Genomic DNA, 26124 nt, shown 5'->3' with positions numbered 1-26124 from the left:
CTTAAAATGAAACGTCAAATAATCGCTGTATCATTGTTGATGGTTGCATCGTCTGTTCAGTTCGCTAATGCCGCTGCCAGTGACGGCACTATCAATTTTACGGGTGCAATTACTGCTGAAACGTGCACCATTAATGTTAATAACAATGGTTCGTCACCTAGTGTTATTTTGCCGACGGTCTCCACCGCAGGGATGAACGCAGTGGGCCTGACCAAAGGGAGCACTGCACTTAATTTTGCGCTGACTGCTTGCACAGGAACGGCGTCGAATGCATCTGTATTTTTTCAAGGCGGCTCGGGTATTACTGTGAATGGTACAGTGGCTAACACTGCGCCTAGCGGTGTTGCTGCGACGGGTATCGCGCTGCAAATCAACGATTCCGGCAATTTCCCTGTGACCATTGGCAGCTCCAATCAGCTGACCTCGAGCCTCACGCCAATTGCAAATGGCAATGCCTCAATGGCCTATACCGTTCAATATGTGACGACCAATCCAGCGCCAACAGCGGGTAAGTTCGCGGGTGCCGTGATGTATTCCATTAACTACCAATAAGCAACAGCGTCCTGGCTTCTCTCGTTATCTTTGCCCATCAAGACAACAGCGGGGGGAGCTGGGCAGCCAGACAAGGGACTTTATGGCTTACTTCACGTTGATACGCCAAGGTGTAGTGGCAGCAATGACGTTAATGGCCTGTTGCCAAGCAACGGCCAGTGTTGTGATTAGCGGCACGCGTCTGATCTACCCCGCACACGAAACAGAAATTACCGTGACGCTGAAAAATAACGGTGAGTTGCCGGTATTAGTGCAAACCTGGGTTGACAGCGGCGACCCGGCGTCAAGTCCAACTCATTCAACGGCGCCTTTTGTGTTATCCCCTCCTGTTTTTCGTATGGACCCCAATAAAGGTCAGAGCGTGAGGATGATGTTTACCGGCGCGAGCGTGCCCGAGGATAAAGAGTCGGTTTATTACTTCAACTTGCTTGAAGTTCCCGCCACCCCCCCAGAGACCGGTACACCGGTCAACATATTGCAGATGGCCTTCCGTTCGCGAATCAAGATTTTCTACCGGCCCCAAACGCTAGCGGGTGATGCGTCGGACGCCATTGAGCGAGTTCAATGGCGGGTTGCTCGCCAGGCAGGTGGTATTGCATTGGTTGGGCATAACCCGACTGGTTTTCATATAACCGTGACCGGCGTGGTGTTGGTGGACGGTGAGCAACGCTTTGCGGGTGGCAGCGAAATGATTGCGCCAGGGGCTACCCAAGCTTTTGTCTTGCCTGCGCTCAAGCATTTGCCAGGGCCTCAGGCCCAAGTGGAACTCAGCGCTATCAATGATTATGGCGCGGATGTGGTGATCAAACGGCCACTGGCGCCTTAGACGCTATTGGCGCGTATAGCGCAGACGAGTAATCCATGAAGATCCTTTTTTATTCCTGGGCCGAATTAGCTCGGTATCTGTGTGCCTCACGTTTGTCCAGGCCAATCGTTGTCTGGATGTTCACGGCGGTCATGCAGCCTTTGCAGGGGGCCCAGGCAGCTGAAGTACGTTTTAACAGTGCGTTCCTGCCTGAGGGGTCGGAGCATTTGGATCTGACGCCGTTTGAAAAGGGAAGTGTCGTTTTACCGGGAGCGTACCGGGTGGACGTGTTCGTCAACGATCAGGCCATCGGCCGAAAAAGCATCCTTTTTTCCGCGCTGGGGAGTGATGTAGTGCCCTGTTTCACGCCGGTGCTGCTGGATGAATTGGGGGTCGATTCGCACGCGCTAGGTGGAGCCTTATCAGACCACCCAACGTGCCTGGTATTGCCGGATACCGTCAACGGCAGCAGCGTGGCATTCGACTCGCAGGCCTTGGCCTTACGTGTTTATGTTCCTCAGGTGGCGATGCGCCGTGACGCCAGAGGGTACGTTAACCCTGATTTGTGGAGTCGTGGCGCGACCGCGGCGACGTTTGGCTATAGCCTCAACGCCACTCGCAACCTCAAGGGCGACGCCGACGACTCGGCTTACCTCAACTTTGATGCCGGATTGAACCTTGGCAATTGGCGTGCCCGCCATAACGGCTCGGTAAGTTGGCAGCCCACGAGCGGGTCAATGTATCAGGACCTGAGCACTTATCTGCAACGTGACTTGGTGGCACTTAAAAGCCAACTAACCCTGGGCGAAGCCAACACCACGGGCGAGATATTTGACAGTGTGATCTATCGAGGAGCGCAAATAGCCACGGACGATCGAATGCTGCCGCAATCGTTGCGCGGGTATGCGCCAGTGATTCGCGGTATTGCCCGCACCAGCGCCCGCGTAGTCGTGCGCCAGGGAGGCAACGTTTTGCTGGAGACCCTGGTGGCGCCTGGCGCGTTTGTGATCGATGATCTTTACGCCAGTGGATATGGCAGTGATCTGAGCGTAACCGTCATTGAAGCAGACGGCAGCGAGCAACGCTTTACCGTACCTTACGCGTCGGTCAGCCAGTTGCTGCGCCCCGGCGTTTCGCGTTACAGCCTGACGGCGGGGCAATTGCGTAACCAGTACCTTGATCATCCGCCCAGCTTCGTCCAGGCCACCTTTCAACATGGCCTGAACAACCTTTTTACGGGCGAAGGCGGCGTACAAGCCAGCGACTCGTACAATGCATTGTTGGCTGGGGTAGCCATGAATACGCCAGTGGGGGCACTGGCGGTAGACCTCACGCACTCAAAAACCCGGTTTTCCGGAGGTACAGAGGACGGCAGGACCCTGCGCTTGCTGTACAGCAAAAATGTGCTCGCCACCGGTAGCTACTTCACTGCGGCGTCTTATTGGTACTCGGCGACGGGCGCACGGGACCTCAACGATGCCGCGCAGCGCCTGGAGCTTCAACAGAGTGCTCTATCCGGTGGCTCTGTACTTTCGCTTGTGAGCAATCGCGTAATTCTGAGCGCCAATCAGCGTGTTGGAGACTGGGGACAGCTGGGTGTCAGTGCGTCTTCCCAGCGCTACTGGAACGCTGCCGGGAATGACTTGCAGTATCAGCTCAGCTACAGCACCCAGGTGGGACGTGTGGGCCTTAGTCTAAATGCCAACCGTAGCCGCCTGGCATTGGGGTCGATGGACACCAGCTACCTGCTGACTGTCAATTTCCCCTTGGAGTTCGGCGCAAGGCGCGGTTATTCCCAGTTGTCGGCGCGCCTGGGGCGCGATGCACAAGGCAAACTCAGCGAAGACTTATACCTGAGCAGCAGTGCCGGAGAGAATAATCAATACAGTTACAGTGTGGGCGTCCAACGTGACGGTGCAAGCGGTGCGACAGGTACTTCATGGAATGGCCAGTACCAAGGGACAAAAACTGCTATGAGCGGATCGTTGAGTCAGGGCGACGGTTACGCCGCTCTGGGGCTGAGCATGGGTGGCAGTCTGGTAGCCCACCCGAAGGGGATTACGCTCAGCCCGTTTCGTAGCGACACCATCGCGGTGGTCAGTGCAACTGGGGCGCAGGGTGCAGAAGTCCTGGGCTACCCGGGAGTCAGGCTGGATGGGCAGGGTAATGCGGTGGTGCCTTACCTGCGTCCTTATGAACTCAACGAAGTGGGCATCGACCCTCGCGGTGCATCCAGTGGGGTTGATTTGGCTGAGTCCAGCCGCAAAGTTGCGCCAACCGCTGGCGCCGTGTTGGCGGTTGATTTCGCGACCAACACTGGCAGGGCGCTGTTACTTAACGTGCATTTGGTCGATGGCAGCCCTCTGCCTTTCGGTGCGAGCGTGAGCCTTTCTGCTGGACAGCCATTGGGCATGGTTGGCCAGGGAGGGCAGCTCTACGCGCGGGTGCCAGAAGGCGTGGATCAGGTACGGGTCAGTTGGGGGCGGGAGGCCAGTCAGCAGTGCCTGCTGATGCTCCCGGCGCCAGACGAAAAAGGGCAAGGTTTACAGTCACAAGGCGGCGTATGTACACCCATCCAACACTAATCCGTTCTGGCCTGAGGAGAGGGAACATGTTCATCCCTATCGGTATTCGATATGCATTGGCATGGGTCGTTGCACTGGCGTCTGGTACCGCCATGGCCTCTTGTGAGTTGGTGGAGAGAGGCGGGTTGATCCAATCGACCCTGGCGTTGCGTGCCGTTCAGATTACCGTTGGGCGTGACATTGCAGTGGGAACCGAGGTCTACCGGCAAGTGTTCAATCTTGCAGGCAATCCTGCGATTCGCTGCGCCCCGGGGGTAGATGACATCAGTGTCAGGCGTAGCGTGGAGACCCCCTCTGCAGCGATTCCCGGCTATCAAACGCGCGCGGGGGGCAGCGTTTACCCGACCAATCTTGCAGGTATCGGCGTGCAAATTCTGGACGCGGATAATCGCCCCTTTCCATCCATCACAAGGAGCCCCAACTGCCCTGGATCGGAAGGGTGTGTTTTGCGCAATCAGGGTCTGGATAAATTCACTCTGTCGTTTATAAAAGTCAGCGCCAACGTAGAGGCGGGAGCTATTTCCAGTGCAACATTGCCCACTGTGCTTATCAGCTATGACATCCGAGGGCAGCAGCTACCGGTGCGTAAAGTACGACTCTCTGGCCTGCTCAGAGTCGCGTCACAGACCTGCCGGACGCCCCATGTTCAGGTCAATCTGGGAAGGCATCCAATCAGTGAGTTTGAGCATCTCGGCTACACCCCGTGGCAGGACTTTGGCATCGCACTCAATCAGTGTCCCGGGTTTCACGGCTATTACTCTGCGGGTGCGGTGGGTGGTGAACCGGGTGTGGTGTTAAACCCCAACAAAGTGACGTTCAGAATCGATCCCACCCAACCGGCCGTATCCAATGAAGAGGGGATCTTGAGTCTCACGCCTGGCCTGCAGGGTGCAGTGAAAGCTGCGCAAGGCATTGGCGTGCAAATCGCTCAAGAGAGCGCTCAACCGATCAAGCTGTCCGCCTTGCTTGACAGTGGTCTCTCACTGCAGTCGAACGAAGGAGGGAGTTATCTTATCCGTCTCAAGGCGCGTTACATCAAGCAAGCCAACGCAGTGGCGCAAAGCGGCCCGGCGAATGCCACCGTGACCTTTACGATCAACTACCAGTAGTCAGAAATATCGGGCGTCAGGCCCGTATGAATGTGTCTATACTCTCGCTCATTAAGCGTGCCGCCGGTTGCTTAGGTGTATTCGCAATCTATCCAGGATGTCGTAGGCGGGTGCGGGGTAATAACGGTAATGCAACCCATTGAAAGCGCTGGTAGCAATACTCCACCGTCGGTGGGGCATCAGCAGGTGACACTCAAACTTCATGACACTTCGCGCTATGCGCAATTTACCCCCAGCCAGCATCTTTTGCTGGTAAGTGATGGACGCACTATCACCCGACTGGAGTTGAGCTACAGCTCAAGCAGGCTCCTTGAATTGTTGATTTCCCGGGCGGACCTGATCGTCGATCGTGATGAGATGTTCGCCTTTGGATGGCCGGGCAGGGTGGTCGGGCAAAACAGTCTTAATCAAGCAATCTCCAATATTCGCGAGGTGCTGGGTGACGATGAGCAACGCACCATCATTCAGACCGTTCCTCGTCGTGGTTATCGCTTCAACTCCGTTTTTTTGAGCGAAACGGAGGTTCCGTTTGTCACCACAGAAAAAATCGTTATCCCAGAAATAGCGGCAAGTATTGCAAGTGTTAGCGCTGCGCCAGTATTGGGTGGCGCATCAAAAGTGGGTTATTCATTAAAAGCCCTGTCCGGCTACACCAATTATGTGCTCGCAACGTTAGTCGTGGCGTTGACCATCAGTCTGGTCTGGCGTGTTGACTGGGGGCTTTGGCTACAGCAAGGGATGTACCGTGACACTGAATCGACGGGTGACTTGAATGTTGAATACATATCGGAGAGCCCAGAAGAACTGACCAAGCTGCGCCAGGATTTGCAACCGTTGCGTGATCGTTTAGCCGCGTATGTTAAAAAACCGGAAACTGTCCTCTTTAATAAAATGCACGGCTTTTATGAAATAGTGTGCATTGACCAAGGAAAGACCGTGCAGTTTTTGACCGTCCATAAATCAAAGGTATCGCAACTGACGGACGAGCAATTACAGAGGTGCGTCAATTGAAGCCTCTTAATATTCGCTATACCATTGCCTTAACGGTGGCAGTGATTGCGTTGGTGGTTTTGCACATCGCCTATTCTGCCCAGTCAAGCAGGCAGATATTTAAAGGGACTTTTTTCGCCTCTGGCGGGATCATCATGAGTAATGGCGACGTCTATGACACACGACTGCGCTTACAGTCTCATGGCTACAAACTGCATGACTTTGAAGAGGTCAATAAAAACAGTCAAGATTTTGCATTGACCCAGGAAAGCAGCTTGTTTGGCAACGCCAGATTCGTGATTAGCCAAGAGCGAGACAATGAATGGCTTAAGCACAACCTGAGCATCGATCGCGACATTGCTTTCAATTACGCGTATTACTCGAACGTCTTTTCCAGGTTAAGCCTTTATAAGTTAACGACCCGCTCCAAAAGTGAGTGTTTTTATATCAAGGAGTTAGAGGCTATACGCTGCTTTGGTATTGAGCGCTGAGTCGACCCATACCGTCAGGCCTTTTCTGATGTTACGCAGGCGCCCGTCCTGGGCGCCTGTAGATGAAAAACATTAATTAGAATTTATCTGCCCATGCCTAGAGGAACCTGGAGGCATTTGCGTGTCCGCGCATTGGGAGGTCGTGGAATAAGACATCTTTGGGTGAATAGTTATGAAATCACGGTGATTGATTTGCGGGGCATTACGATTGGTGACAAATTTTTGTGGTGTCAAAGGGTGTGTTGAACCAACAGCGCCATGTGTTTGCGCAACCGTCACCGAGCGTGATGGCGTTGAACTGCGTTTAGTCGCGTTGACCGCGCTTTAAGTGACCGTGCAACTACTGTAGCTAAATAAATCAATTGAAATGGAATTTACATCATGAACAACAAAATATTGGCTCTTTGTGGTTTTGTCTTGGCAGCGCCTTATGGCTTAGTCAGTGCTGCCATGACAAGTTCCACAGGCGGCGAGATTAAGTTTACTGGCTATTTGGTTGATACTGCCTGTGCGGTGGAATCAGAGTCGGCAAATTTGGTTGTTGACTTCAATGAAATTCGAATCGCCCAGTTCACCGGCGATGATCCTACCGCTGCCGTGAAGCCCGCCGGTGTCGCATCTAAAGCCAGATTGCCCTTCAAGATTAAGTTAGGTGGGTGCAATCCGGATGTTTCATCGAACGCTGCTGTACGTTTTTCAGCGGTAGCCGACCCTGATGCTTTATCGTCTTCTCTGCCGGATGCGGGGACAATGATTGTCGCTGGGCTTGGCGCTCAAGCCTCCTCAGGTGTTGCGTTGCAAATTTTCGATTTGAGTAACTTACCCGTTAAAGTGGATGGCTTGACTAGAACCCAGGCCATTACTTTGCAACCTGGTGAGAATGAATTTATTTTCAGCGCGGGCTATGTGTCGGTACTTCCTTCAGATCAAATTACAGTCGGTGATGTGACAGCGACTGTAAATTTTAATGTCGATTACTATTAATAGAGTCGTCGTCAAATTATAAAATGCCTAGTTGGGCATTTTATAATCTAGCAGCTCTTATTGATATAAGGAGTGTGGTATTTGAGTGTTTGCAGACTCTCGAAGTGGGCCGTACTGTTGGTTGTTTTTCTCAACATGTCCGCACACTCAATAGCGAATGCCGCCAAGGGCACCACTGTTGTATCAGTTCCTGGAGGCAGGGTGACGGTGGTAGGCGCCGTAATTAATAGTGGTTGTTTGGTCAGTACGAGCAATACCGACAAAGTAGTACAAATGGGTGAGGTGAGGAGTAACCAGTTTTTGGGAGTGGGTAGTGATGCTCAGCCAGTGGCTTTTTCCATCCAGCTAGAGGATTGCGTCAGAAATATTCGTGATTCCATAGGCGTCAGTTTTGTGGGTGTTGCGAATGAGCATGATGCTGAGGTCTTGGCTGTTTCCCCAGGGCCTAATGCAGCTCAAGGTATTGGTGTGGCGCTGTTTGATGCGGATAACAAGTTTTTACCTATCAATACCTTGCCTGTCAATTTCACGCCTTTGAACAAAGGAGTGAATACGTTACATTTTTTCGCCAAATATAGGCTTGCAGAACAACACCCAATTCCAGGGATCGCTGATGCGTGGGCAAATTTTACGCTGACCTATCAGTGATTTGGATTGAACAGAGCATGTTATTTAACGTTTTATATGGAGCAGATTTTGGATATTTTCTATCCCTCTAGAAAAAAAATATCGCTATGCGCCGCGATACTTATGTCTCTACTCTCCAGCGCCTCCCATGCTGGCGGAGTCGGCCTTGGCGCGACGCGAATTATTTATCCCGCCGAGACTAAGCAGGCTGCTTTAGCAGTAACCAATACCGATAAAAAAAACGTTTTCCTGTTGCAATCCTGGGTAGAGAGCGCTGAGGGATTGGTCACTCAAGATTTTGCGATTACCCCCCCACTTTTTGTGATCAAAAAACAATCCGAAAACACCTTGCGCCTAGTATACGGCGGCCCCCCCCTGTCAGAAGATCGTGAAACACTATTTTGGGTCAATGTTAAAGCTATCCCTTCCACAGATAAAGAAGCAACTGAAGGGAAAAACCAACTTCGATTAGCCGTGGTGAGTCGAATAAAGATGTTTTACCGGCCCGAGGGGTTAACGGGGGATTCGCGTGATGCTGCGTTGGATATGAAAGTTAACCGCGTGGGTGAACATGTGCTAATTAATAATCCTTCTCCTTACTTTGTTAACCTTGTCCAGCTAAAGGTAGGTACTCAGCAGCTTGAGAATACGATGGTCGGGCCCTACTCTGAAGTTAAGGTTGACATCCCGATGAAGGCGGCTGGAGAAATTAGCTATTCATTTATCAGTGATTACGGTGGGATTGTTAAAGTCAAGTAAGAGCACAACGGCCTCTGATGCAATATCGAAGTGCTGATATTTTATATCTAATATCGCCAAAATCACTTGGCAAACAACTGACGTGCGGTCACTCATACCCAACGGCTGCTGTGTACCGTACGCGATGGCAAAGTGCTGCATTTTAAATGTTAGTTACTGCGTTAGGCGGGTATTGAACAACGTGAGCCCGATGGAGCAGGTGCTTGAGGGGTGATTGCTTCAAGACAGTAAAGCGTTGTGAAGGTCGTATTAAACATGGAGTAAAAAATGCGATATGTTCCCTGTTTCGTTAAGGTCGGGCTGCCCCTTTGTAGTGACCGAGTTAACCGATTGTCTTTTGGTTATGCCAAGGCGTATGCCTGTTTGATGCTTGTGATCTATGGTGGCTTGGCCCAGGGTGGTCAATATTTTGATCCTGCTTTCTTGACGGATACCAAATCAAAAGTGGCCGACTTGTCGCGCTTTGAAAAGGTAGATGCGGTGCTACCCGGGACTTACCGTGTTGATGTCTATCTGAATGGTGTGTTTATCAATACACGCGATGTATTGTTTGAACCTAGTACTCAGATAAATGAAGGCGCTACAGCGCTTGCGGCATGCTTTACACAGCAAGAAATTATTGACTTTAAGATCAATCCTGCGGCTGTAGTGGGACTCGATAGCGTGGCTCCAGGCACCTGTATTCAACTAGAAACGTTGATATCCCAAGCGCAAAGCACGTTGAATTTAGAACAGTTAAGGTTAGATTTAAGCGTGCCTCAGGCGATGTTGACATTTCAAGCCAGAGGCTTAGTACCTGTTGATGAATGGGATAACGGGGTCAACGCTCTTTTGGTGAATTATAATTTCACCGGAGCCCATACCCGTGACTCCAATACCACGGGCAAAGACAGTTATTTTTTGAATCTTAATACTGGACTTAATGTGGGGGCCTGGCGCCTGAGGAATAATTCGACGGTCAGTGAGGGCAATCGTTATAACTCGGGAGGCGGCGTTAACTGGACTACGCTTAATAGCTATGTACAGCGTGCTCTACCGGGAATAAAAGGCAGTCTGGTACTGGGGCAGGCGACCACGTCTACAACTGTTTTTAACAACTTTGGTTTTGATGGGGTGCGACTGTTTTCAGATGACAGTATGCTCGCGGACAGTGAAAGAGGTTTTGCTCCGGTGGTTCGGGGCATTGCCGGCAGTAACGCCGAAGTTACCATCCGTCAAAGCGGCAACGTGATATATCAAACCTATGTGGCAGCTGGGCCATTCACCATCAATGATCTATATCCAAGTTCAACGAATGGTGATTTGCAAGTCAGTGTCACTGAAGCAGACGGCAGGGTGAATGAGTACAGCGTCCCTTTTGCTTCGTTGCCTATCATGCAGCGCGAAAGTCAGCTGAAATATGACGTGGTTGTCGGCACATTGCGCGGTAACAGTTATCAGGAAAGCCCTAGCATCGTTCAAGGCACGCTTGCTTGGGGGTTGCCCGCTGGGTTGACGCTTTACGGCGGTCTGCAAAATGCTGAAAAATATCAGTCGTACTCCTTGGGGGTAGGGCAAAATCTAGGGCACTGGGGCGCAGTATCGTTTGACGTGACTGCGGCCAACAGCACATTACCTGATCACAGCGAACATACCGGGTATTCGCTGCGCATGTTATATGCAAAAACATTGGCCATTTCCGGCACGAACTTTAAGTTGGCCGGCTATCAATACTCGACTCGCGGTTTTTACAATTTTACTGACACGGCCAGTAAGATGATGGAAAGAAACCCGACCGTTATTGCTCAGGATGGCGAGATTTATCAAAAACCTGATTTTGCTGATCGTTTCAACCTGAACTATCCAAAGCGCAGTAGCGCTCAGTTAAATATCAGCCAGCCGTTGGGCGGTATGGGTTCACTGTACGTCGGTGGCAACCGGCAAACATTCTGGAATACCAAAGAAGTCACTGATCTTTTGCAAGCGGGTTATCAGAATACTATAAAAGGTGTTAACTACTCGTTGTCCTATAACTACAACAATGGTGCATGGATTGATAAGCCGGACCGGATCGTTGCCTTGAACATATCCATGCCACTGGGGGATGGCGCTTGGTCTGGTAAAAGAAACAGCAGATCCCGCGGCATGTACGCTACCTATGGTCAGACAGTCAACGATGAAGGCCACACACGTTACAACGCAGGCGTATCGGGCACGGCCCTGGAAAACAATAATTTCAGTTACGGCATGCAGCAGAGTTACAACGATCAAAGTCACGCGGCCAGCAGTAACGTAAACGGTATATATCGTGGCCCCACGGGCAATGCCTCAGCCGCGTATAGTTACAGCAAAGAAAACAGCCGTCTTAATTACGGGCTAAGTGGAGGGGTCGTCGCGCACGCTGACGGTGTTACCTTCAGCCAACCGCTGGGAGACACCAATATACTTGTCAAAGCGCCACTTGCCAGAGATGTGAAAATCGCAAATAGCGTGGGAATAAAAACGAATAAACAAGGTTATGCGGTTATTCCATCAGGCATGAATTACCGTCAAAATCGTGTCGCGCTGGATACCAACTCTTTAGCCAATAATATAGAAATTGATGACCCCGTTACTTATGTCGTGCCGACCCAAGGTGCGCTTGTACGCAGTACGTTTAATGTGCGCATTGGTGTGCGTGCATTAATGAACATCTTTTACAAGGGCGCACCTGTTCCCTTCGGGGCCAGCGTGACCCAACTCGATCATTCAAACGACAATATCGTAGGTACTAACGGTCAGGTGTTTCTCTCAGGGCTGGCTCTTGAAGGACGGTTAAACGTGCGCTGGAGTGACGGTCCGGAAGGGCAATGTACCGTTGACTATCAATTGGATGAAGGCAGTGAATATAAGGACATCAGCAAGTTAGATGCGGAGTGTCTGTAATGAACTGGCGCTATTGTTTTGCAATTGTGGGCATGTTTTTCTATCACAACGCAGCCGCCTATGACGCCTTGATTTATGTGTATGGCGCAGTTGCAGATAACGGTTGCCGCGTATCAATAAATTCACAAAACATGACTGTGGATTTTGGCAATGTATCGACTAAACAGTTTTACTCGGAAAACATACCTTGGGCGAAACGTAAATTTGTCATTGATCTTGAAAGTTGTGGTCCTGCTGCGAAAGGCGTGAAAGTTACTTTTACAGGGGATGCTGATTTGGTGAATCCAAAATTGCTTGCGGTCAAGCAAGAAGGCGGTTTTGCCACAGGGGTTGGAGTTGAATTCCTGGATATGAACGGTGTGCTCATTCCTCTCGGTGTTCAATTGGACTCTGAGTGGCTAATTAATCCGGCGCTGGCCACAAACCAGCTAGAGTTTCAGGCTCAATACCGTTCCACGGGGCCTGTAACAACCGGGGCAGCTAACGCGACGGCGAATTTTGTATTGGAGTATCAATAATGAGAGCTGCAATAAGCACATGCGTAATGCTTATAGTCTCGATTCTGTCGTTAAGCATGATTGACCGAGTTGAAGCTGCTATTAATAACGGTAGGCCTTCATCTGTATCAGCTCAAAATATTTTAATAAAAAAACCAGCCCTGACCAACTCTATTGTTGGCGAAGCGTTAACCGGCTGGATCAATACGCCATACAGAACTGTTGGCGTGACGGGCCCCTGGGGACAGTTCGGTTTAACGATGCGTGCTAGCCCGACGGCGATACCTTATTCTGAAGGCGGTGTCGCTTATACGGTATATGCCTTAAATAGCTCGCCCAATATTGGGTTTGTGTTGCGTATTGCATCCAGTGACTGCTTTTATTTGTTTCCTATAGGTTGTATTTGGCATCCTACCGGTCCTTATGCAATCACCGCTGGGCAAAATGAATTTCAATCGTTCAGGAATGGAGGCATCCTCGCGTCAGGTTTAGAGTATGACTATAATATAAAATTCATTGCGTTAAGTTCAGATTTTATTCAGAGCGACGTATCAGTTTCGCCCCAAGAGATTGCCACTGCTGTCATGTGCGGCGCAGGGGGATGTAATGATACAGGCGCTGTTACGCTTGACGGTTTTACCCTTACGTATGAGAAGTTGGGTTGTGTAGCAAGTTTTCCACCGAATATTTATATGGGGGTTATACCGCTCGATCAATTTAATGGGGTAGGGGCTACGGTCACTGCGCATTCAGCCACAACAATCAATCTTGTGTGTGACGATGGACTCGGCGTACACGCGATGATGACGGATCAAAATGACCCTGGGAGCGATAAAACAACGCTCACGCTGACAGATGTACCCAATAAGGCTTCAGGCATTGGTGTGCAATTTATCAAAGATGATGGCGGAATAGTTCAGTATGGGCCGAGCTCAAGTGTAGTTGGCGGTGGGCCAGGCCAATGGCGTATCAAGTCGTCTACAGACAGCAATAATTTTTCGTTTACCTTAATGGCGCAGTACATTCAGACGGAATCTGTTGTTACACCAGGGGAGGCAAATGCTGTCGCGAGCATAACGTTTGCCTATGACTAGTTAATCGCCGACTGTTTGCGCAACACGCCAAGCGCGAAACCTCACTCGATGAGTGGTGAATAATTGCGAATTCATCGCTCGTCACCCTAGTTAGCATTCGATCTGATCTATTCCAGTCACCCAAATCAGACGTTCGAATAAGCTAGATCCTACATTTCGCAAAGTGTGAGGCCTGCTCATCACTTCTATCATGCGGGTGAGTGTGTGTGGCCGGCCGCGAAGTTAAGTTATGGCATTAATAGGGTGCAGCTTCCGATGCCCTTGCGTGCTCACTGGCCCGCTCCCAGACGTACACCCCTGAAATTTCGAAGCGTTTCAGTGTCGAGTAAACACCCTGTCGCTGGGTTTCGTATTTCTACGGCAGACGGTGATACTAAACATGCACTTCTTGATCGGGATGTTTACCCGTGAGGTTATTACCCCACGGGTGTATCGCGGTGTACTCAATATAGAACCCCTTATGGGGCGTAAACATACTGAAATGTGTGTGCGTTTAGCCGTGTTAAACACGCTAGAATCTTAGTCTCTCATGTTCCGCGTAACGGGCATCGGCTTCGGAATCAATGCTCGTGGTATAAGTGTCCTTAGTTTTGAATTGGGCACGCACATTCGCGCACCAAAGATAGATGTCTTTTGCGAGAGTCCGTTCATCCTTAAACCTATTGAGCATTTTGCCCTCTATATTTAACTTATCCATTAGCATGATTGCAAAGTCCTGGCAGTTATATACGTCGCCGCCTTTCCATTCGCCGTGCTTCTTGGCCAGCTCATAGGCCGCGTTATAGATAAATGAAAGGGGTACTGGGTGATCCAGCTTCAAATTATACATTCTGATGCTGTCGGTGATTTTTGGCAGTGTCGCATGATACAAAAGTTGATAGGTGTCCGACCTAAGGTCTACTTTTACATAATGGGTGCCTGTACGATAGGGCACATACAGCGCCCAGTGTGCTGATGGTTTCAAGCTGCGTTTTTCTAGAACAATTTCCTGTATTAGCGTTTCAGGTGTGATATCTGAACATTCAATTGGGCACTTTAATAGACTAATTATATTACTCTCATCAATGTTCGGAATAGAGGTGATGGATTTTCGTGTGGTGGTGGTATCTTTACTCGTTATTGTTGGAATCATTATTTATTTCGTCTAGGTAGGGGCTTAAAGCAGCTCGTATTTATTTAGATTTAAATGTGCCAATTAACAGGTGGGCTTTGTGTTTTGAGAGGTTGCTGTCTACTTGTTAACAGCTCGTTAGAATTTATTGATAAGTTGATTGGCAGTACTCTTGTGCGGTGGATCGCCCGGTTTTGATGATTGTTTGCATGGCCATCCAAATCGGTAGTCTCGCTAGATTAAGGCGCGGTATTTCCCGATCGCCCATCGAGTTATGAAATTATTTACCAGCTTTTAGATTTTAATCGGGCTGTATGGCATGCACTTCAAAGCGACCCATACCTTCTAATTCTTCATCTGCGTTCACCCGAGTACCTTCACGATCAATCATCGTTTCGATCTCGATTTGTAGGCTCAGGTGTTCACCCGATGCCAGCACTGGCCCTGAGTAGGGGGCAAGTTTATCTCCAGGTCGTAGAAGCGGCTGGTTGGAAGTAGGGGTTGTTGTGTCAAGTGTGCGTAACCGAACCGGTTTACCATCCAGTTGGGCGTCGATGATTTTCAAGGTAAAGACACCATTTTTTGCGAAGCGATAACCCACCTCGCTGCCTTGCGAGGCCCTAAAAGACAAGGCAATTACGGTGTCTGTGCCGCAGCTGGCAGTCAGGTTGATCGTTCTTTTGCCAAGGCTCAGCAAGGACACGCCCGGGATCTGCGTTGGTTGGTCGCGGCTAAAGGATCCTAAGTCGATCGTTGTTTCGTTGAGCTGTAGCTGGCATTGCGGCTGTGCATGTGTCGGGTTCTTAACCACCCCAAGACCCAAGACTGCAAGGACTGCCAATGCTCGCAACAGGTGTTGGAAGACTTTCCGGGTGGTGAGTGTGCTCAGTATTGGTCTCAATGTGTTCACCTTAAATAGCCACGCACGTTGCTTCGATGGTTTCGATGGTTTTTGACAAATCGGCATACTTGGGTTGTGAATAACGGACCTGGCAGGTTTGTTCTTCGTTGAGGACGATGTTCAACGTTGTACCCGGCTCTAGGGTTGGGAAATAAATTTTGCCGTTGCCGATAGTGGTTGTGACGTACTGTTTATGTTCGTTCTGGACCGCGAGCCCTTTGGTCAACGGCGTGCCTTGGGGGTCTGTGACCACCAGCATGGTGCGCCGTGTGGTACTGACGTCGAATTTGATGTGGTTAACCGAGCCCCGGCTGGCCTTCAATTTTTTTATCCCATTATTGATGTCAACATTGCGCGGCAGTGATGCCCCGCTGACTGCCAATTGACTCTCACGATGAGGTGTAAGGCTAGGAGCGATGGCCTGACCAAACATGTCAGTCCATACTGGCCCGCGCGGGGTCATCACTTTTACCCCGGCCAAGTCGCCTACCGAGAGTACGCCGAAGGTGTCGTCAACAGGGTAGGGTGACAATGTCACGCCATTCCCATGAGCCACCACTGCACCGGTCAGACGTGCGTTGTAATTGGTGCTGCCCTCGCTTGATCTGGCATAGCCCAAATTGGCTTGCGCGTAGCGCGGCAACAGGCTGGTCGACGCTGAAAAGTTGGTACGGTGGGTGAAGTCGTCATGATCAGCCCGAAGCTGATAGTTGACGCTCTCGTTGAGCTTTTGGTTGAGCGCTACGCCACTGCGCGTGCCGTTTTTGTCGGCATTGGCATAGGTTCTTATGTTGTCGCCGAAAGGAACACTGACGCTTAGTGAGGTGGTCAGGCCGTTGTCGTAGGCGCTGTTACCGATGTTTTTGCGCACACTGGCATTGAAAGTGGCACGTTTGTAAGACGCAGACCATGAGGCAGACAGGTTTTGTGCGCTTTGATTGTCAAAGGTGCGCGAGTAAGAGGTCGACAGATTGAAGTTGCCAACAACGGTATTCCCCACACCCAGAGAAAGGCCGTACTGATCACGGTTTTGGCTTTTAAAGCCGTCAACAGTTTTTAGTGCTCCGCTGGTTTCAAGAATGTCTTCAACGTCGTCTGCGTTATAAACGCTGTCCAAAAAGTCGCGATAGCCTTCGGTTTGTTGCGTAGTGCTCAGCCCCAAGGACACGTTCTTGTGTAGCCGGGTTGACATAGAGGCGCTGATTTGGGTGCCGCGCTGACCCAGTTTGGTGCTGCTGGAGGCTGACTGCGACATGGCCAAGGTGGTTTCTGGGGTTAGCCGATACCCAGCCGACCACGCGAGCCCCTGGTAGTGGGCGCTGGCCAATACCCCGGCTGTCAGTTGAGTACTTTGACTCACGGGCCAAGTACCGCTGGCACTCATTAGCAAAGGTTTTTCGCTTTGATCATCGGTCGAGCGATATTGCCCGGCGGCAAATGAGTAGCCGGGCGTTGTGTCAAACGCACTGCCGTCCAGACTTGAGGCTGGCAATGTGAATGAGCTTCTTGAGCCGTTGTCTTCAATCACGGTGACGAGCACATCAAGGCGTTTATTGAGCGCAAGGTCGGTCAATAAGTAAGGGCCTTCGGCAATCACTGAGGTGTGAATCAGATTGCCGTTCTGCCGCACTTCAATCCGGCCTGGCGAGCGTGCCATGCCTTCGATGCGCACCGGGCTTTCGCCTGCACCCAGTCGCAGGCTGTCTTCGGGTACTACTTGAATACCGGAAAGTGCAATGCCTGAAAAAACCGAGTTGGCAATGTTGATCTGGCCACCCTGAACGGTAGAGTCGATGGCGCTGAAGGTGCGTTGACCATATGCATACAGATGATTCCATTGGCCACCGGAGGTCGAGGTGCTGTAATTCTGGCCACTGCGAAATAGCCAATCACCGGTGTTGAGCCCCGCCACGGTATTCACGTTCTGGTACGACTTGATGTTGCCTTTGGACTCGCTCTGCGAAGTAAAGACCTCGTAATTGAGCATGGCCGCCGTGCCGCCCCGATTGAAATAGCGATCCTCAGACTCGCGAGGTCGCAACGCATTGACTGGCACGATCAGGTGTACTTCTGATTTTCCTGGGCGCAGGTCAACGACGGTTTTTGGGAACCGGGACAAAAAACCAAGGCTGTCAACGCCCTCGACTGAGTCGCAGGCTGCATCCTTATCGGATGCGCCTTCAGGTGTTATCAGATGGGCGTTTTCCAACAATTCGGCGTTTAGGCACAACTGCCCTTCGTGATTGAACGAGGCGATCATATCGGCTTTGCGGCTACTGTTTACGAATAAGCTCACGGGTTGGCGTCCTGCGAGGAAGCGTGCAGAACGCGAAAAGAATGCCACCTGTTTGGGGTCCAATTTCCGGCCCTTGAGCCTGCCCAAGTCGTAGGTAATTTCTTTGACTGAGCTTGCCCCGCTGTCAGGCTTTACTGTTTGGGCAACGGCAGCCTGTACCGAGGTACTGACGCACACAAACCCAATCAGGCGTGCAGCAGGGCGTAACAAAAGAGCTCGGTAAACGGATGCATTCATGTTGGTTTTAATCAGTGCTCGAGTGTCAGTTGCTAAGGGAAACTGCACTTACTCGATAGGTGCACTGAACGGGTCGGCCGCGTAACCGTGCAAGTTGGCCGGTTTAATTTTGATGTGGGTCGCGACAGTGCGCTGATCTTTAGGCAGATCAAGGCTCAACGTTTGGCCCGGCAAAATATAGGTATTGGGCAGCGTCACGGTCTGGTCGCCGGGCAACAGTTCCACAACAGGCAGCAATCGAATTACATAAGGGCTTGGGTTTTTAACCACTAACTTTCCTGGCGCCGAAGTCCACGTCAGGTTTTTCCATGGGGTCAGGTCTTTCTTTAATCCTTTTGGACTGATAATGACAGGCATGTCATGCATCAGCGTCATGCCCACTTTTGATGACCCTGAATCACTATTGGGCGGGATGCCCTCAAAGGTCGCACGGCGCAAGCGTTGTACGGTGGAGGGTTCTTTTTGTTCCAGAATAAAGCGAACCGATTGTGTGTCTCCTGCCTCTACCCGAGCCATGGGCGGGCTCACCACAATGATGTCCTCGTTATCACTGTCCAAGTTGTAAACGGCACTGACCAACAACGAAGGCCCTTTGTCCGTATTGGTAACATTGATTGTTGCCTCGCCTTGACCTTCATCAATCAGGAGCACGGTTCTATCCGGGCTCATGCCGCTGGCGTGAGCCTGAGCAAAACCCAACATTAAAACAGGGAATAACAGTGCGGTGAAAGATAACGGGAATTTAAAACAAGTTTTCATAATGGAGCCTATAGTTTGACGTGCTAAAACGTTAATTGTTGAGGTGTCCTTAATCTGCTCAAAGAGCAAATAAGTCATGGTGCGATGGCTGATGTTGCGTAGGCCATGCGCACGTTTACCATCGACGCGATAGCAAACGTGCACGTTGTTTGTTGGCTTTCTGCAAAGACTTACAGGTAAACCATTTTGAACGTTGTTTCGCCGACAACATCAACGACGGTATTCAACTCGGCATTGATCTTGCCAGTGGGCAGTATTTCAGGGTATAGGTCGAATTCGATAACCAGATTTTTTGAAGGGTGCAGCGTTTCTGATTTATCTTTATCGGAAAAAAATATGGTATCTGGCGCTCTGTTATCATCATTAATACTGGACTGAAAGAGTTGGTCTCTACGGAAGCCGTTGTTCACACTTTTCAGGTTGAAATGTCGGTCGTTATCCGTATCACGAACATCAGTCATCAGCATGCGATAGCTGCCGATTAACACATTATCCTTATTGTTCGCATCAACAAGACCAAACTGCGTTGAGGGGCCAACACCGCCGTGCATCATCCTGTGTTCGCCGTTAAGCAGCGTATTGGCATAGGTATCGACAAGGCTCATGGACACGAATGCCTTGGCCTCGCAGTCGACATTAAGGCTTAATTTTTTTTGTGCTGGAAGTTTGAATGCGTGATCTTTGCTTAGTTGGCTTGGGTTGATGATGCCTAACTCGACATTCGCACCACTGTTTAAGATAAGGTTGCAGACCGGTGCACGGATATTGATATTTACCTTGAGTTTTTCGTTCTCATCAGAGCCTGTCTGTTGAGACGCAGCATTGGCAAAGGTTGACGTACCCATAGCAAGGGCAAGGACAGATAGCAAAAAAGCCTGTTTCACGTGTGCAGCTCCGGTGTGTCAAAAGTTGGCCAAGGTTGTAAGAACCTTAAACTTATGTGACGAAAGCCAATCCTTTGCCAATCCGTTTACGTTAAGCCTGCTCTCGATATTGCATCAAATAGAGCCGGGTCACAGACCTGTAGTCCCTGAAGGTGAAAGTGACACCGCAGAGCATAACGAGCAAACGCTAATACCCGGAGTGAATAGATGTGAATTCACTGTTGTTGATGCTTTCAGAGGCTTGAAATAGAGGGGGCGAGGCTAAATACCGAGACGCGCCCGACCTTTTTACAGGCGGGCGTGGAGGGCGGGGTTACGAGATTTTAAGGCTTTATGACTGTTTCCCAAGACAGCATAGGCGGTTGTCCTGATTGATAGGCCAGCTGCTCATTAACTTCATAAGCAATAGGCTCAGCTAAAATCCCAGCGTTGATAGCGCTTTCGGCAGGACGTAGTTTCAACGAGACCAACCATTTAGCAATCACAGGGCTAAGCTCCGAGAGCTCCGCGCGTTCAAGCGCACCGATCAAATCGACAGCGCACTGTGGCGTTGCGTACAGACCGCTGATATCAAGTGTACATTTTCCATAGACATGCGATCCGCCCACCCAGCCGCTGTTTGATAGCACTGTGAGTAGCTTCCGACTTATCAGGGACTGAATTTCAATAGCTGAGAATGTCAGTTGTCTGTTATACCAGTACAGCTGCAGGTTTCCAGTGTTGCCAATACTCTGCAATTGCAATACAAGTGCTTTTTTGAACAGCGCTCGGTGCGTGGCAATTGCAATAATGGCTGGAATATAATTAAACGTTTCGGCACGGGCCAAGGTGATGTTTTCTGCGCCCTGGTAGTCGGTGAGCACGCGCCTATACAGAAATCCTTTGAGGATGGACACTTCATCCTCATTGGGCCGCATTTCATAGTTCAGGCCAGACGGGCCGGTAAACTGTATGACTTTATCTTCACGTTCAAAAGCTGTTGTGATGTTTTCAAGCGTGAAGTATTTATTGACCTCCTTAATTGCAAACTCACTGTCAATGAACGCCGCGGCGATAATGTCGTCGACGGTCACGTTTTTCCGGTTCTCAAAGTGCATGATCAATTTCACGCCCGGTTTGATCGCATTTGCAATCTCCAGCATGCTGCCTGCGCCATATTGAATCGCCAGGTCAGGCCCTACCAGTCGGAACATATCCTTTGTAAACCGTATGCCGCTGAGGGTCAGTTCAAATGCACTGTTCTCTGGCATCAGGATGAGTGTTTTTGAGTAGAGGGTTGTTTCGTGAGGCAATGTGAGGGCTGAAGTGGCTTTTTTGCTACTGACGTTCAGTATCAGCTCTGTGTTTGCCGCGCGCCATTTAAGGTCAATATCGGCTGGGCTGAGCACGAGTGTGGTGACATGGGTTGCGTTTATAACGAACACCGGGGCGGGGGCCATTGAATAGGTAAACGTTATGTCTGGCGCTAGCCAGTGGGCTGACGTCAAGACGCAGTGGCCCATTGTGCTACCCGGTGCGGGTTGATTTTTGTAGACAAAAGCCAGTTGTTTGCCTGCGGCTGTTTTTGTCCGCAAGGGCATATCCTCAGCTAGACGCCATGCACTCGCTTCTAGTTTGCAAGCGGTGCCGGAGATGCTATTAATCCAACCCACAAAGTGTTTGGCCTCAAAGGGGGCGTCTAACAGTTTGTCGAGTTCTTTGATGGCAACGTGGTCATCGACATCGGCGCTGTTGAAGACCAAGTTGATGTCGGCGTGGCTGTACTCAGGCCGGAAAGTAAATGCCATATCCCCCTGCTGGGGGGTGGTTGGTTTAAAGGTAGTGGTCAGCAAAATGTCATGTGCGCTGGACAGCAGTTGAACATTGCCCGGAATGCTAAATTCACGGCTTATCGTATGTTGGCTAAACCAGATTGAGTTCGGGCCTGCACTGGCGACCCATACAGCACTTGCTTCACTGATATTGAGCAAGCCATTTTTGCCATTGACCAGAATTGGAAGAATACCGCTTAACTCTAAAGCGTTCGCGGCAGCGGCTAATACCTGCGCCCGCACGGGTTGAACACCGTCGCTTGCAAATATCAGAAAGGGTTGCTGTTTGGCTGTTTTGAGATTGACGTTTATACCCAGGCTCAGGCTTTGCAGCAGTTTTTGCTGGGTTGGGCTCTGTGCGGGTAGATCCAGCCTGCACAGTAGCAATAGCTCGTTGGGCGAGTGGTTAGTCGCAAACGTGATGCGCTGATTGCCAATACGCAGCTCTGATGAGCTGACTTTCATTGTTTTGAGTAATGCCGGTTGCAGCCCCCCTAAAACGACCTTGCCATCCTTGATGGTGGTGGCTTTGAGTACATATTCGACATCGATAGTCCATTGCTCGCTGGCGTTAGGGCTGGCAGAAATCTCAATGGCCAGTGGCTTATAGGCCAGTATCAATTCGTATTTTCCGCCGGCGCCCACCATGTGATAGGACAGTTTGCTTCGTGCGTCATCGTCTGAAATTGCCGGGAGGATCAAGGTTCGATTCTTGTGATCCAGTGTGACATTGATTGCTGTCACGGATGCCTTAAAGGCATGGTGGCAAACTGCGTAATCAGAAACAAACGCATTGAAATGCCAGATCAACGCTTTGCCGTGGTAAGCGCTCAAACGTCTAAGTGCGGGTGCGGCGGCGCCTCGGTGAAAGGAGTAATAGTCGTAATCAAACGTGTAGTGCTTGTTCAGACCTGAGGGCAGAGAAAGCAGCGCAGTGTCTGCCATGTTGATGGGCTGTAGTTTGGGATTGACCCCTAAACCGGCGTACACATCCAGCTTGGCTCGAGTGTCGAGTGCCGGGCCAGAGAAGTAACTGTCGAAGCCACCCACGCGGGTATGGCCCGACCCTGAGCCGGGCTGGGTGCCCATCATGGTCACGTTGCCGTATTGCACGGTGTTGTTCTGGAAGTTGATCTGTGTAACCACCGCGCCTTCAGCAAACCCCCATAGCGGCTGCGTGGCGTCTTTGGGACCGATTATTTGCAGTTGTGATGGCGTTGCGATTTGCGCTTGCACGTGGTCAAACTCATCAAAGGTGTCCTGGCATGACTTGGCAATAGTGCTGAACCCCGAGACAACTGCGGGCAAACCCGCGGAGATGCCTGCCAATGGAACGGCAACAAGGCCCAAAAGTGCGCTGGCACCAGCGGCTGCCGGTATAAAACTGGTAACGATGGCGGCGACATTCACCCCGGAAGACAGCCCTGCCAATACCAGGTTGGTGCTGCTGGTAGCAATGACAACTGGATCTTTGGTGTTGGCCAGGTCGCCGATAATGCCGACGATATTAGCTGCATCCAAAAATAACCCAGCAACACTCAGTGCAGGTGCCGCGGCGTGTAGCAGCGTCAGCGCTTGGGTTAATGGCTTGATTTCGATGTTCATTGCACCTGTAACCAGGCTGGCCAAGTGTGCAACATCTTCAACCAGGCCTAATGAGGGTTGAATCAGGCCAACATAGTTTTGCAACTGAGAAGACCAGGCCAAGGCTGTGTCGTGTTCGCCCATGATGGCTTGCAGCAAAAATGCGGCATTGAGCGTGTGGATAGCTTCTGCTTCGCCAATACCAGGTTTGGCACTGATATGACCAGACGCCGGATCCAGTTGCAGCGTACTGCCCAGCAGTGCGCTGAGTTGCTCATGTTGCGATCCAAATGCTTTGAATATGTCCTCTTGGGTAGGGAGCCACTGGTGGTCCCCTGTTGTTTCGTGAACGAACAACACCTCGTGCCCTGTTTCTATGGGGCGCGTCGTAAAGGTAGCATGCCACTCTTTGTCGAGGTTATTGCTGGCGTGTAAATCAGCGGCTGCCTCGTTCCACTCTTGGCTTAAGTTGGTGAGGGTTAACGCTTGAATGACTTTCTTTTCCACATCGGTTCGATAAGACGCCGGTTTGTCTTGAAGGAACAGTTGTTCGCGTATTTGCTGGCTGTTCATTTCATGGAGCACGTTAAGTTGCTCCTGAGAGGCAGCGCCTAACTCTGAAAAAGACTTCATGGTTGCATCAATACCGTGAGCGGCCTCTGTAATCTCCGCCATGCTGACGGGCTGCTTGATAATACTGCCGGTTCTAGCGTCCCACGACAGCTCAACCTTGGTTAGCAAGCCTTCAATGGCGGCCACTTCTTTGTCCAGCCACTGGCCATTGAAGTAGATTTCTTTTTTACCGTTTTCAGTCACCCGAAGCGGGTATTGATAGGCCACGATTGAAAACTGGTCACGGGCAATGCCCAGCGTCTCTGATTGGCCTTTCATCCATTGCGTAACCTGCCCTGGCAGCGTGTCGGTAATGGGCCGCGCAGCATCGTACAGCGCACAGCCGACAAGGTTGAGCTTGAGGCTGGTTGCTTTTGCAAGATGACCTCCTGCGGACTCAAACACACCGCTCAAGGTTTGGATGATTTTTTCCAGGTTCATCCCGCCTAGCGCGGGAGTCCCGTCTGTGGTGGTGCCGTGCCCAACCAGGGTAATGCGTACAGCACCTTCATTTTCCAGTACAAGCGGGGGCGCGTAGCGATACGTTTGCTCCGCCTCTGACCAAGTGAGCACACCAGGAGTGAGCGTATCGCCCAGTTGCAGCCACTCACTTTGCTTGGGGTGTTTGCTAAATAAGTTCTGCGCCGATTGAAAGCAAACATCATCGCCTTGTAACTGAACGATCAGCTGCTTTTCATAGTGGAAGCTGTCAAATTCTGGCGCGCCGTGCTGTTCGGCAAGGGCGTGTAATTGTTCGACCGAAGGGCGCGCCCAATGCTCAATGCCGACGCCTGCAAGGCTATCAATCAATGCCTCTGCATGTGTGCTGAGCGCTAGGTAAGCGTCAGACAGCGCCGCCGCTGTTTTGAGGGTTTGCACCTCTTCAGGGGAGAACTTATCAAGGCGCTGGAGGAAACTAATCGCATCTGGGGTTAGTGATGTTCGGGAATCGAGTCTATCGAACAGTTCAGTGCGTGTGTCGTGGGTTTCTTGGGGTGTTAAGCCTATACCAAGCTTAGATTTTTCGAGGACAAAGGCGAGCTCGACATCTTGTTCTATTGCCCATGAACTGAACTTCTCTTCGACCGTATTCAGGCTGGCAATGGAGGTGTCGTGGATGATTGCGGCACCTGTATCACTGCGACCGATAAGTGTGCCAATAATTCCTGGACCGGTCAGGGCCAGCGTGGCGGTTTCTATAGGCCGCCTTGGAAAAATGGAGTCTTGATAATAGTTTCTAAGCTTTGAGATGATCGCGAAGTTGATGTCGCGCTCCCCAAATTGCCTGTCAATGTCGTTCTCCACCTCGTGGGTTAGCGTCGTCGATGTGACGGGGAATCCCAATTTTCCATTGAACATCTCCAGCATGGCATAACCGTCAATAAAGGCATCAAACATCCTGTCAGGGAAGAGGTTTGATTTTTCACACCCCATTTGAGAGTTGGTGTAGCCATCACGGGTATTCGCTATATGGAAAACCCCAGAGCTTAAAGAGTCCAAGGGGTTAAACAGTTGATTACTGTTCATGTGGTTTTGAATAAAAACTATCTGATCTTCATTCAAACGACTTCGCAAACCTGTGGTCTTTGAACCTGGCAGGGTGAGAAATTTTTCAATTTCAATATAAATATCAGCGCCGTAAGTTTTGTCGAAGGGTTCTTCTGACGTAATCTGTGTGTGCTGATCCGTTACGTGTTTGCTGGGGAATAGGTCGGTGCCGCGAATTAAATCCAAATTGAGAGTGGGTAATAAATCCATGTCGATATAGACGCCGCCATATTCGTGGAGCGCTATAAACCTGACTAGATCTGATGCCGCAGCCAGATTGCCCCGATCGTTGAGTTCTTTATTATAAATGGCACGTAATTTTTTGCCTCTTACGGGCTCTTTTTTCGAGAAGGTTTCAAAGAGGCCTGATACTTCCTGATATTTTTTATTTTTGTGGCCTTTAATAATCGCGCTCTTTTCATGTTCTATGATGTCTATCTGGTGTTCATATTCATTTCTTTTTGAGGGGCTTAAGCTGTCGGCCAATAGCCGGATAGTGTCTTTTCGCTCCTCGTCATTGCTGTGTGGGTGTAGTTCTCTGATGCTCTTCTCAAACACCACGGCTTTTTCATAATATTCCACTGCTGTCCAGGTAGGGTTGCTCTCTAGGCTGGTGTTAAGAAGCTCGGTACGAAGTGTTTTGACGGCCTTGTTGTAGAGCGCTACCAACATGTTGTCGGTATCTACCCACGTGGTGGGTGTATATATTTTCTTTGGATCAACCGTTTTCCAGACACCTAGATAAGACTGGGTAATGACTGGTAGAGGGCCTCCCACCCAGACGGTATGGAGGTATTTTTTTTTATTGAACAGTTTGTTATGAATGCCCGTGGTATCCGGACCGTATGGGGTGGGGTGCATGCTTAACTCCATATAATTAATAAGCCGTGTGGCGGCTGTTTTTATGGCATGGATGACAAGCGGTTAATAGTGAAATTACTGTGTTTCACCCTTGTTATTTTGGATTCATGTTGTCTCATGCAC

18 protein-coding genes are annotated in these 26124 nt (G+C 50.5%); 12 read left to right on the top strand and 6 right to left on the bottom strand.

Features of this window, described 5'->3' with window-relative positions:
- The first annotated feature begins 6 nt into the window (after positions 1 to 6).
- The 12 genes from TU73_RS12925 to TU73_RS28310 all read left to right on the top strand — a co-directional run bounded on the left by TU73_RS12925 (position 7) and on the right by TU73_RS28310 (position 13397).
- Positions 7 to 552 (top strand): fimbrial protein, encoded by a 546-nt coding sequence (locus tag TU73_RS12925; RefSeq protein ID WP_057012542.1) that lies wholly within the window; start codon positions 7 to 9, stop codon positions 550 to 552.
- 82 nt (positions 553 to 634) lie between these two features.
- Positions 635 to 1378 (top strand): fimbrial biogenesis chaperone, encoded by a 744-nt coding sequence (locus TU73_RS12920; RefSeq protein WP_057012541.1) that lies wholly within the window; start codon positions 635 to 637, stop codon positions 1376 to 1378.
- Positions 1379 to 1413: 35 nt separating this feature from the next.
- Positions 1414 to 3942, top strand: coding sequence for a fimbria/pilus outer membrane usher protein (locus TU73_RS12915; RefSeq protein ID WP_082642605.1), 2529 nt, complete (start codon positions 1414 to 1416; stop codon positions 3940 to 3942).
- Positions 3943 to 3968: 26 nt separating this feature from the next.
- The gene (locus TU73_RS12910) at positions 3969 to 5051 is read left to right on the top strand and encodes a fimbrial protein (RefSeq protein ID WP_057012540.1); all 1083 of its coding nucleotides are present in this window, start codon (positions 3969 to 3971) and stop codon (positions 5049 to 5051) included.
- A gap of 129 nt (positions 5052 to 5180) precedes the next feature.
- A complete protein-coding gene (locus tag TU73_RS12905; RefSeq protein WP_057012539.1) occupies positions 5181 to 6062 on the top strand; it encodes a winged helix-turn-helix domain-containing protein in 882 nt (293 codons plus the stop codon).
- The gene (locus TU73_RS12900) at positions 6059 to 6532 is read left to right on the top strand and encodes a hypothetical protein (protein ID WP_057012538.1); all 474 of its coding nucleotides are present in this window, start codon (positions 6059 to 6061) and stop codon (positions 6530 to 6532) included. Before TU73_RS12905 ends, TU73_RS12900 begins: the two co-directional genes overlap by 4 nt.
- A gap of 381 nt (positions 6533 to 6913) precedes the next feature.
- Complete coding sequence (locus TU73_RS12895; protein ID WP_057012537.1) at positions 6914 to 7516, top strand: fimbrial protein; 603 nt, start codon at positions 6914 to 6916, stop codon at positions 7514 to 7516.
- A gap of 201 nt (positions 7517 to 7717) precedes the next feature.
- Entirely contained in the window at positions 7718 to 8164 is a 447-nt protein-coding gene (locus TU73_RS12890; RefSeq protein ID WP_167347565.1) for a fimbrial protein, read from the top strand.
- A gap of 48 nt (positions 8165 to 8212) precedes the next feature.
- Entirely contained in the window at positions 8213 to 8902 is a 690-nt protein-coding gene (locus TU73_RS12885) for a fimbria/pilus periplasmic chaperone (RefSeq protein ID WP_197674127.1), read from the top strand.
- A gap of 267 nt (positions 8903 to 9169) precedes the next feature.
- Positions 9170 to 11806, top strand: coding sequence for a fimbria/pilus outer membrane usher protein (locus TU73_RS12880; protein WP_057012534.1), 2637 nt, complete (start codon positions 9170 to 9172; stop codon positions 11804 to 11806).
- On the top strand, positions 11806 to 12324 hold the full coding sequence (locus TU73_RS12875) for a fimbrial protein (RefSeq protein WP_057012533.1): 519 nt from the start codon (positions 11806 to 11808) through the stop codon (positions 12322 to 12324). The genes TU73_RS12880 and TU73_RS12875 overlap by 1 nt, the downstream gene beginning before the upstream one ends.
- A complete protein-coding gene (locus TU73_RS28310; protein WP_082642603.1) occupies positions 12324 to 13397 on the top strand; it encodes a fimbrial protein in 1074 nt (357 codons plus the stop codon). Before TU73_RS12875 ends, TU73_RS28310 begins: the two co-directional genes overlap by 1 nt.
- 511 nt (positions 13398 to 13908) lie before the next feature.
- On the opposite strand, the gene TU73_RS28960 is transcribed toward TU73_RS28310, so the two are convergent.
- From TU73_RS28960 to TU73_RS12845, 6 genes are all read right to left on the bottom strand, one after another.
- Complete coding sequence (locus TU73_RS28960) at positions 13909 to 14529, bottom strand: hypothetical protein (protein ID WP_156421222.1); 621 nt, start codon at positions 14527 to 14529, stop codon at positions 13909 to 13911.
- Between the two features lie 280 nt (positions 14530 to 14809).
- Positions 14810 to 15409, bottom strand: coding sequence for a DUF1120 domain-containing protein (locus TU73_RS12865; RefSeq protein WP_057012531.1), 600 nt, complete (start codon positions 15407 to 15409; stop codon positions 14810 to 14812).
- A 10-nt stretch (positions 15410 to 15419) separates the two neighbouring features.
- On the bottom strand, positions 15420 to 17942 hold the full coding sequence (locus tag TU73_RS12860; RefSeq protein ID WP_082642602.1) for a fimbria/pilus outer membrane usher protein: 2523 nt from the start codon (positions 17940 to 17942) through the stop codon (positions 15420 to 15422).
- A 48-nt stretch (positions 17943 to 17990) separates the two neighbouring features.
- On the bottom strand, positions 17991 to 18779 hold the full coding sequence (locus TU73_RS12855) for a fimbria/pilus chaperone family protein (protein ID WP_057012529.1): 789 nt from the start codon (positions 18777 to 18779) through the stop codon (positions 17991 to 17993).
- Between the two features lie 92 nt (positions 18780 to 18871).
- Positions 18872 to 19585 carry a DUF1120 domain-containing protein gene (locus TU73_RS12850; RefSeq protein ID WP_057012528.1) on the bottom strand — a complete coding sequence of 238 codons (714 nt, stop codon included), beginning with the start codon at positions 19583 to 19585 and terminating at the stop codon, positions 18872 to 18874.
- Between the two features lie 323 nt (positions 19586 to 19908).
- Positions 19909 to 26001 (bottom strand): TcdA/TcdB pore-forming domain-containing protein, encoded by a 6093-nt coding sequence (locus TU73_RS12845; protein WP_057012527.1) that lies wholly within the window; start codon positions 25999 to 26001, stop codon positions 19909 to 19911.
- Between the last annotated feature and the right edge of the window lie 123 nt (positions 26002 to 26124).

Origin of the sequence: Pseudomonas libanensis (genome assembly GCF_001439685.1) — a bacterium.
GTDB classification, from domain to species: domain Bacteria; phylum Pseudomonadota; class Gammaproteobacteria; order Pseudomonadales; family Pseudomonadaceae; genus Aquipseudomonas; species Aquipseudomonas libanensis.
This window is presented reverse-complemented; position numbering and strand designations above follow the sequence as displayed.

What these genes read in the sequence shown, in the direction of transcription:
- TU73_RS12860 (WP_082642602.1), bottom strand. Translation starts at nt 17,942, where the DNA reads ATGAATGCATCCGTTTACCGAGCTCTTTTGTTACGCCCTGCTGCACGC.
- TU73_RS12895 (WP_057012537.1), top strand. Translation starts at nt 6,914, where the DNA reads ATGAACAACAAAATATTGGCTCTTTGTGGTTTTGTCTTGGCAGCGCCT.
- TU73_RS28310 (WP_082642603.1), top strand. Translation starts at nt 12,324, where the DNA reads ATGAGAGCTGCAATAAGCACATGCGTAATGCTTATAGTCTCGATTCTG.
- TU73_RS12880 (WP_057012534.1), top strand. Translation starts at nt 9,170, where the DNA reads ATGCGATATGTTCCCTGTTTCGTTAAGGTCGGGCTGCCCCTTTGTAGT.
- TU73_RS12915 (WP_082642605.1), top strand. Translation starts at nt 1,414, where the DNA reads ATGAAGATCCTTTTTTATTCCTGGGCCGAATTAGCTCGGTATCTGTGT.
- TU73_RS28960 (WP_156421222.1), bottom strand. Translation starts at nt 14,529, where the DNA reads ATGATTCCAACAATAACGAGTAAAGATACCACCACCACACGAAAATCC.
- TU73_RS12905 (WP_057012539.1), top strand. Translation starts at nt 5,181, where the DNA reads ATGCAACCCATTGAAAGCGCTGGTAGCAATACTCCACCGTCGGTGGGG.
- TU73_RS12845 (WP_057012527.1), bottom strand. Translation starts at nt 26,001, where the DNA reads ATGCACCCCACCCCATACGGTCCGGATACCACGGGCATTCATAACAAA.
- TU73_RS12910 (WP_057012540.1), top strand. Translation starts at nt 3,969, where the DNA reads ATGTTCATCCCTATCGGTATTCGATATGCATTGGCATGGGTCGTTGCA.
- TU73_RS12925 (WP_057012542.1), top strand. Translation starts at nt 7, where the DNA reads ATGAAACGTCAAATAATCGCTGTATCATTGTTGATGGTTGCATCGTCT.
- TU73_RS12855 (WP_057012529.1), bottom strand. Translation starts at nt 18,779, where the DNA reads ATGACTTATTTGCTCTTTGAGCAGATTAAGGACACCTCAACAATTAAC.
- TU73_RS12875 (WP_057012533.1), top strand. Translation starts at nt 11,806, where the DNA reads ATGAACTGGCGCTATTGTTTTGCAATTGTGGGCATGTTTTTCTATCAC.
- TU73_RS12920 (WP_057012541.1), top strand. Translation starts at nt 635, where the DNA reads ATGGCTTACTTCACGTTGATACGCCAAGGTGTAGTGGCAGCAATGACG.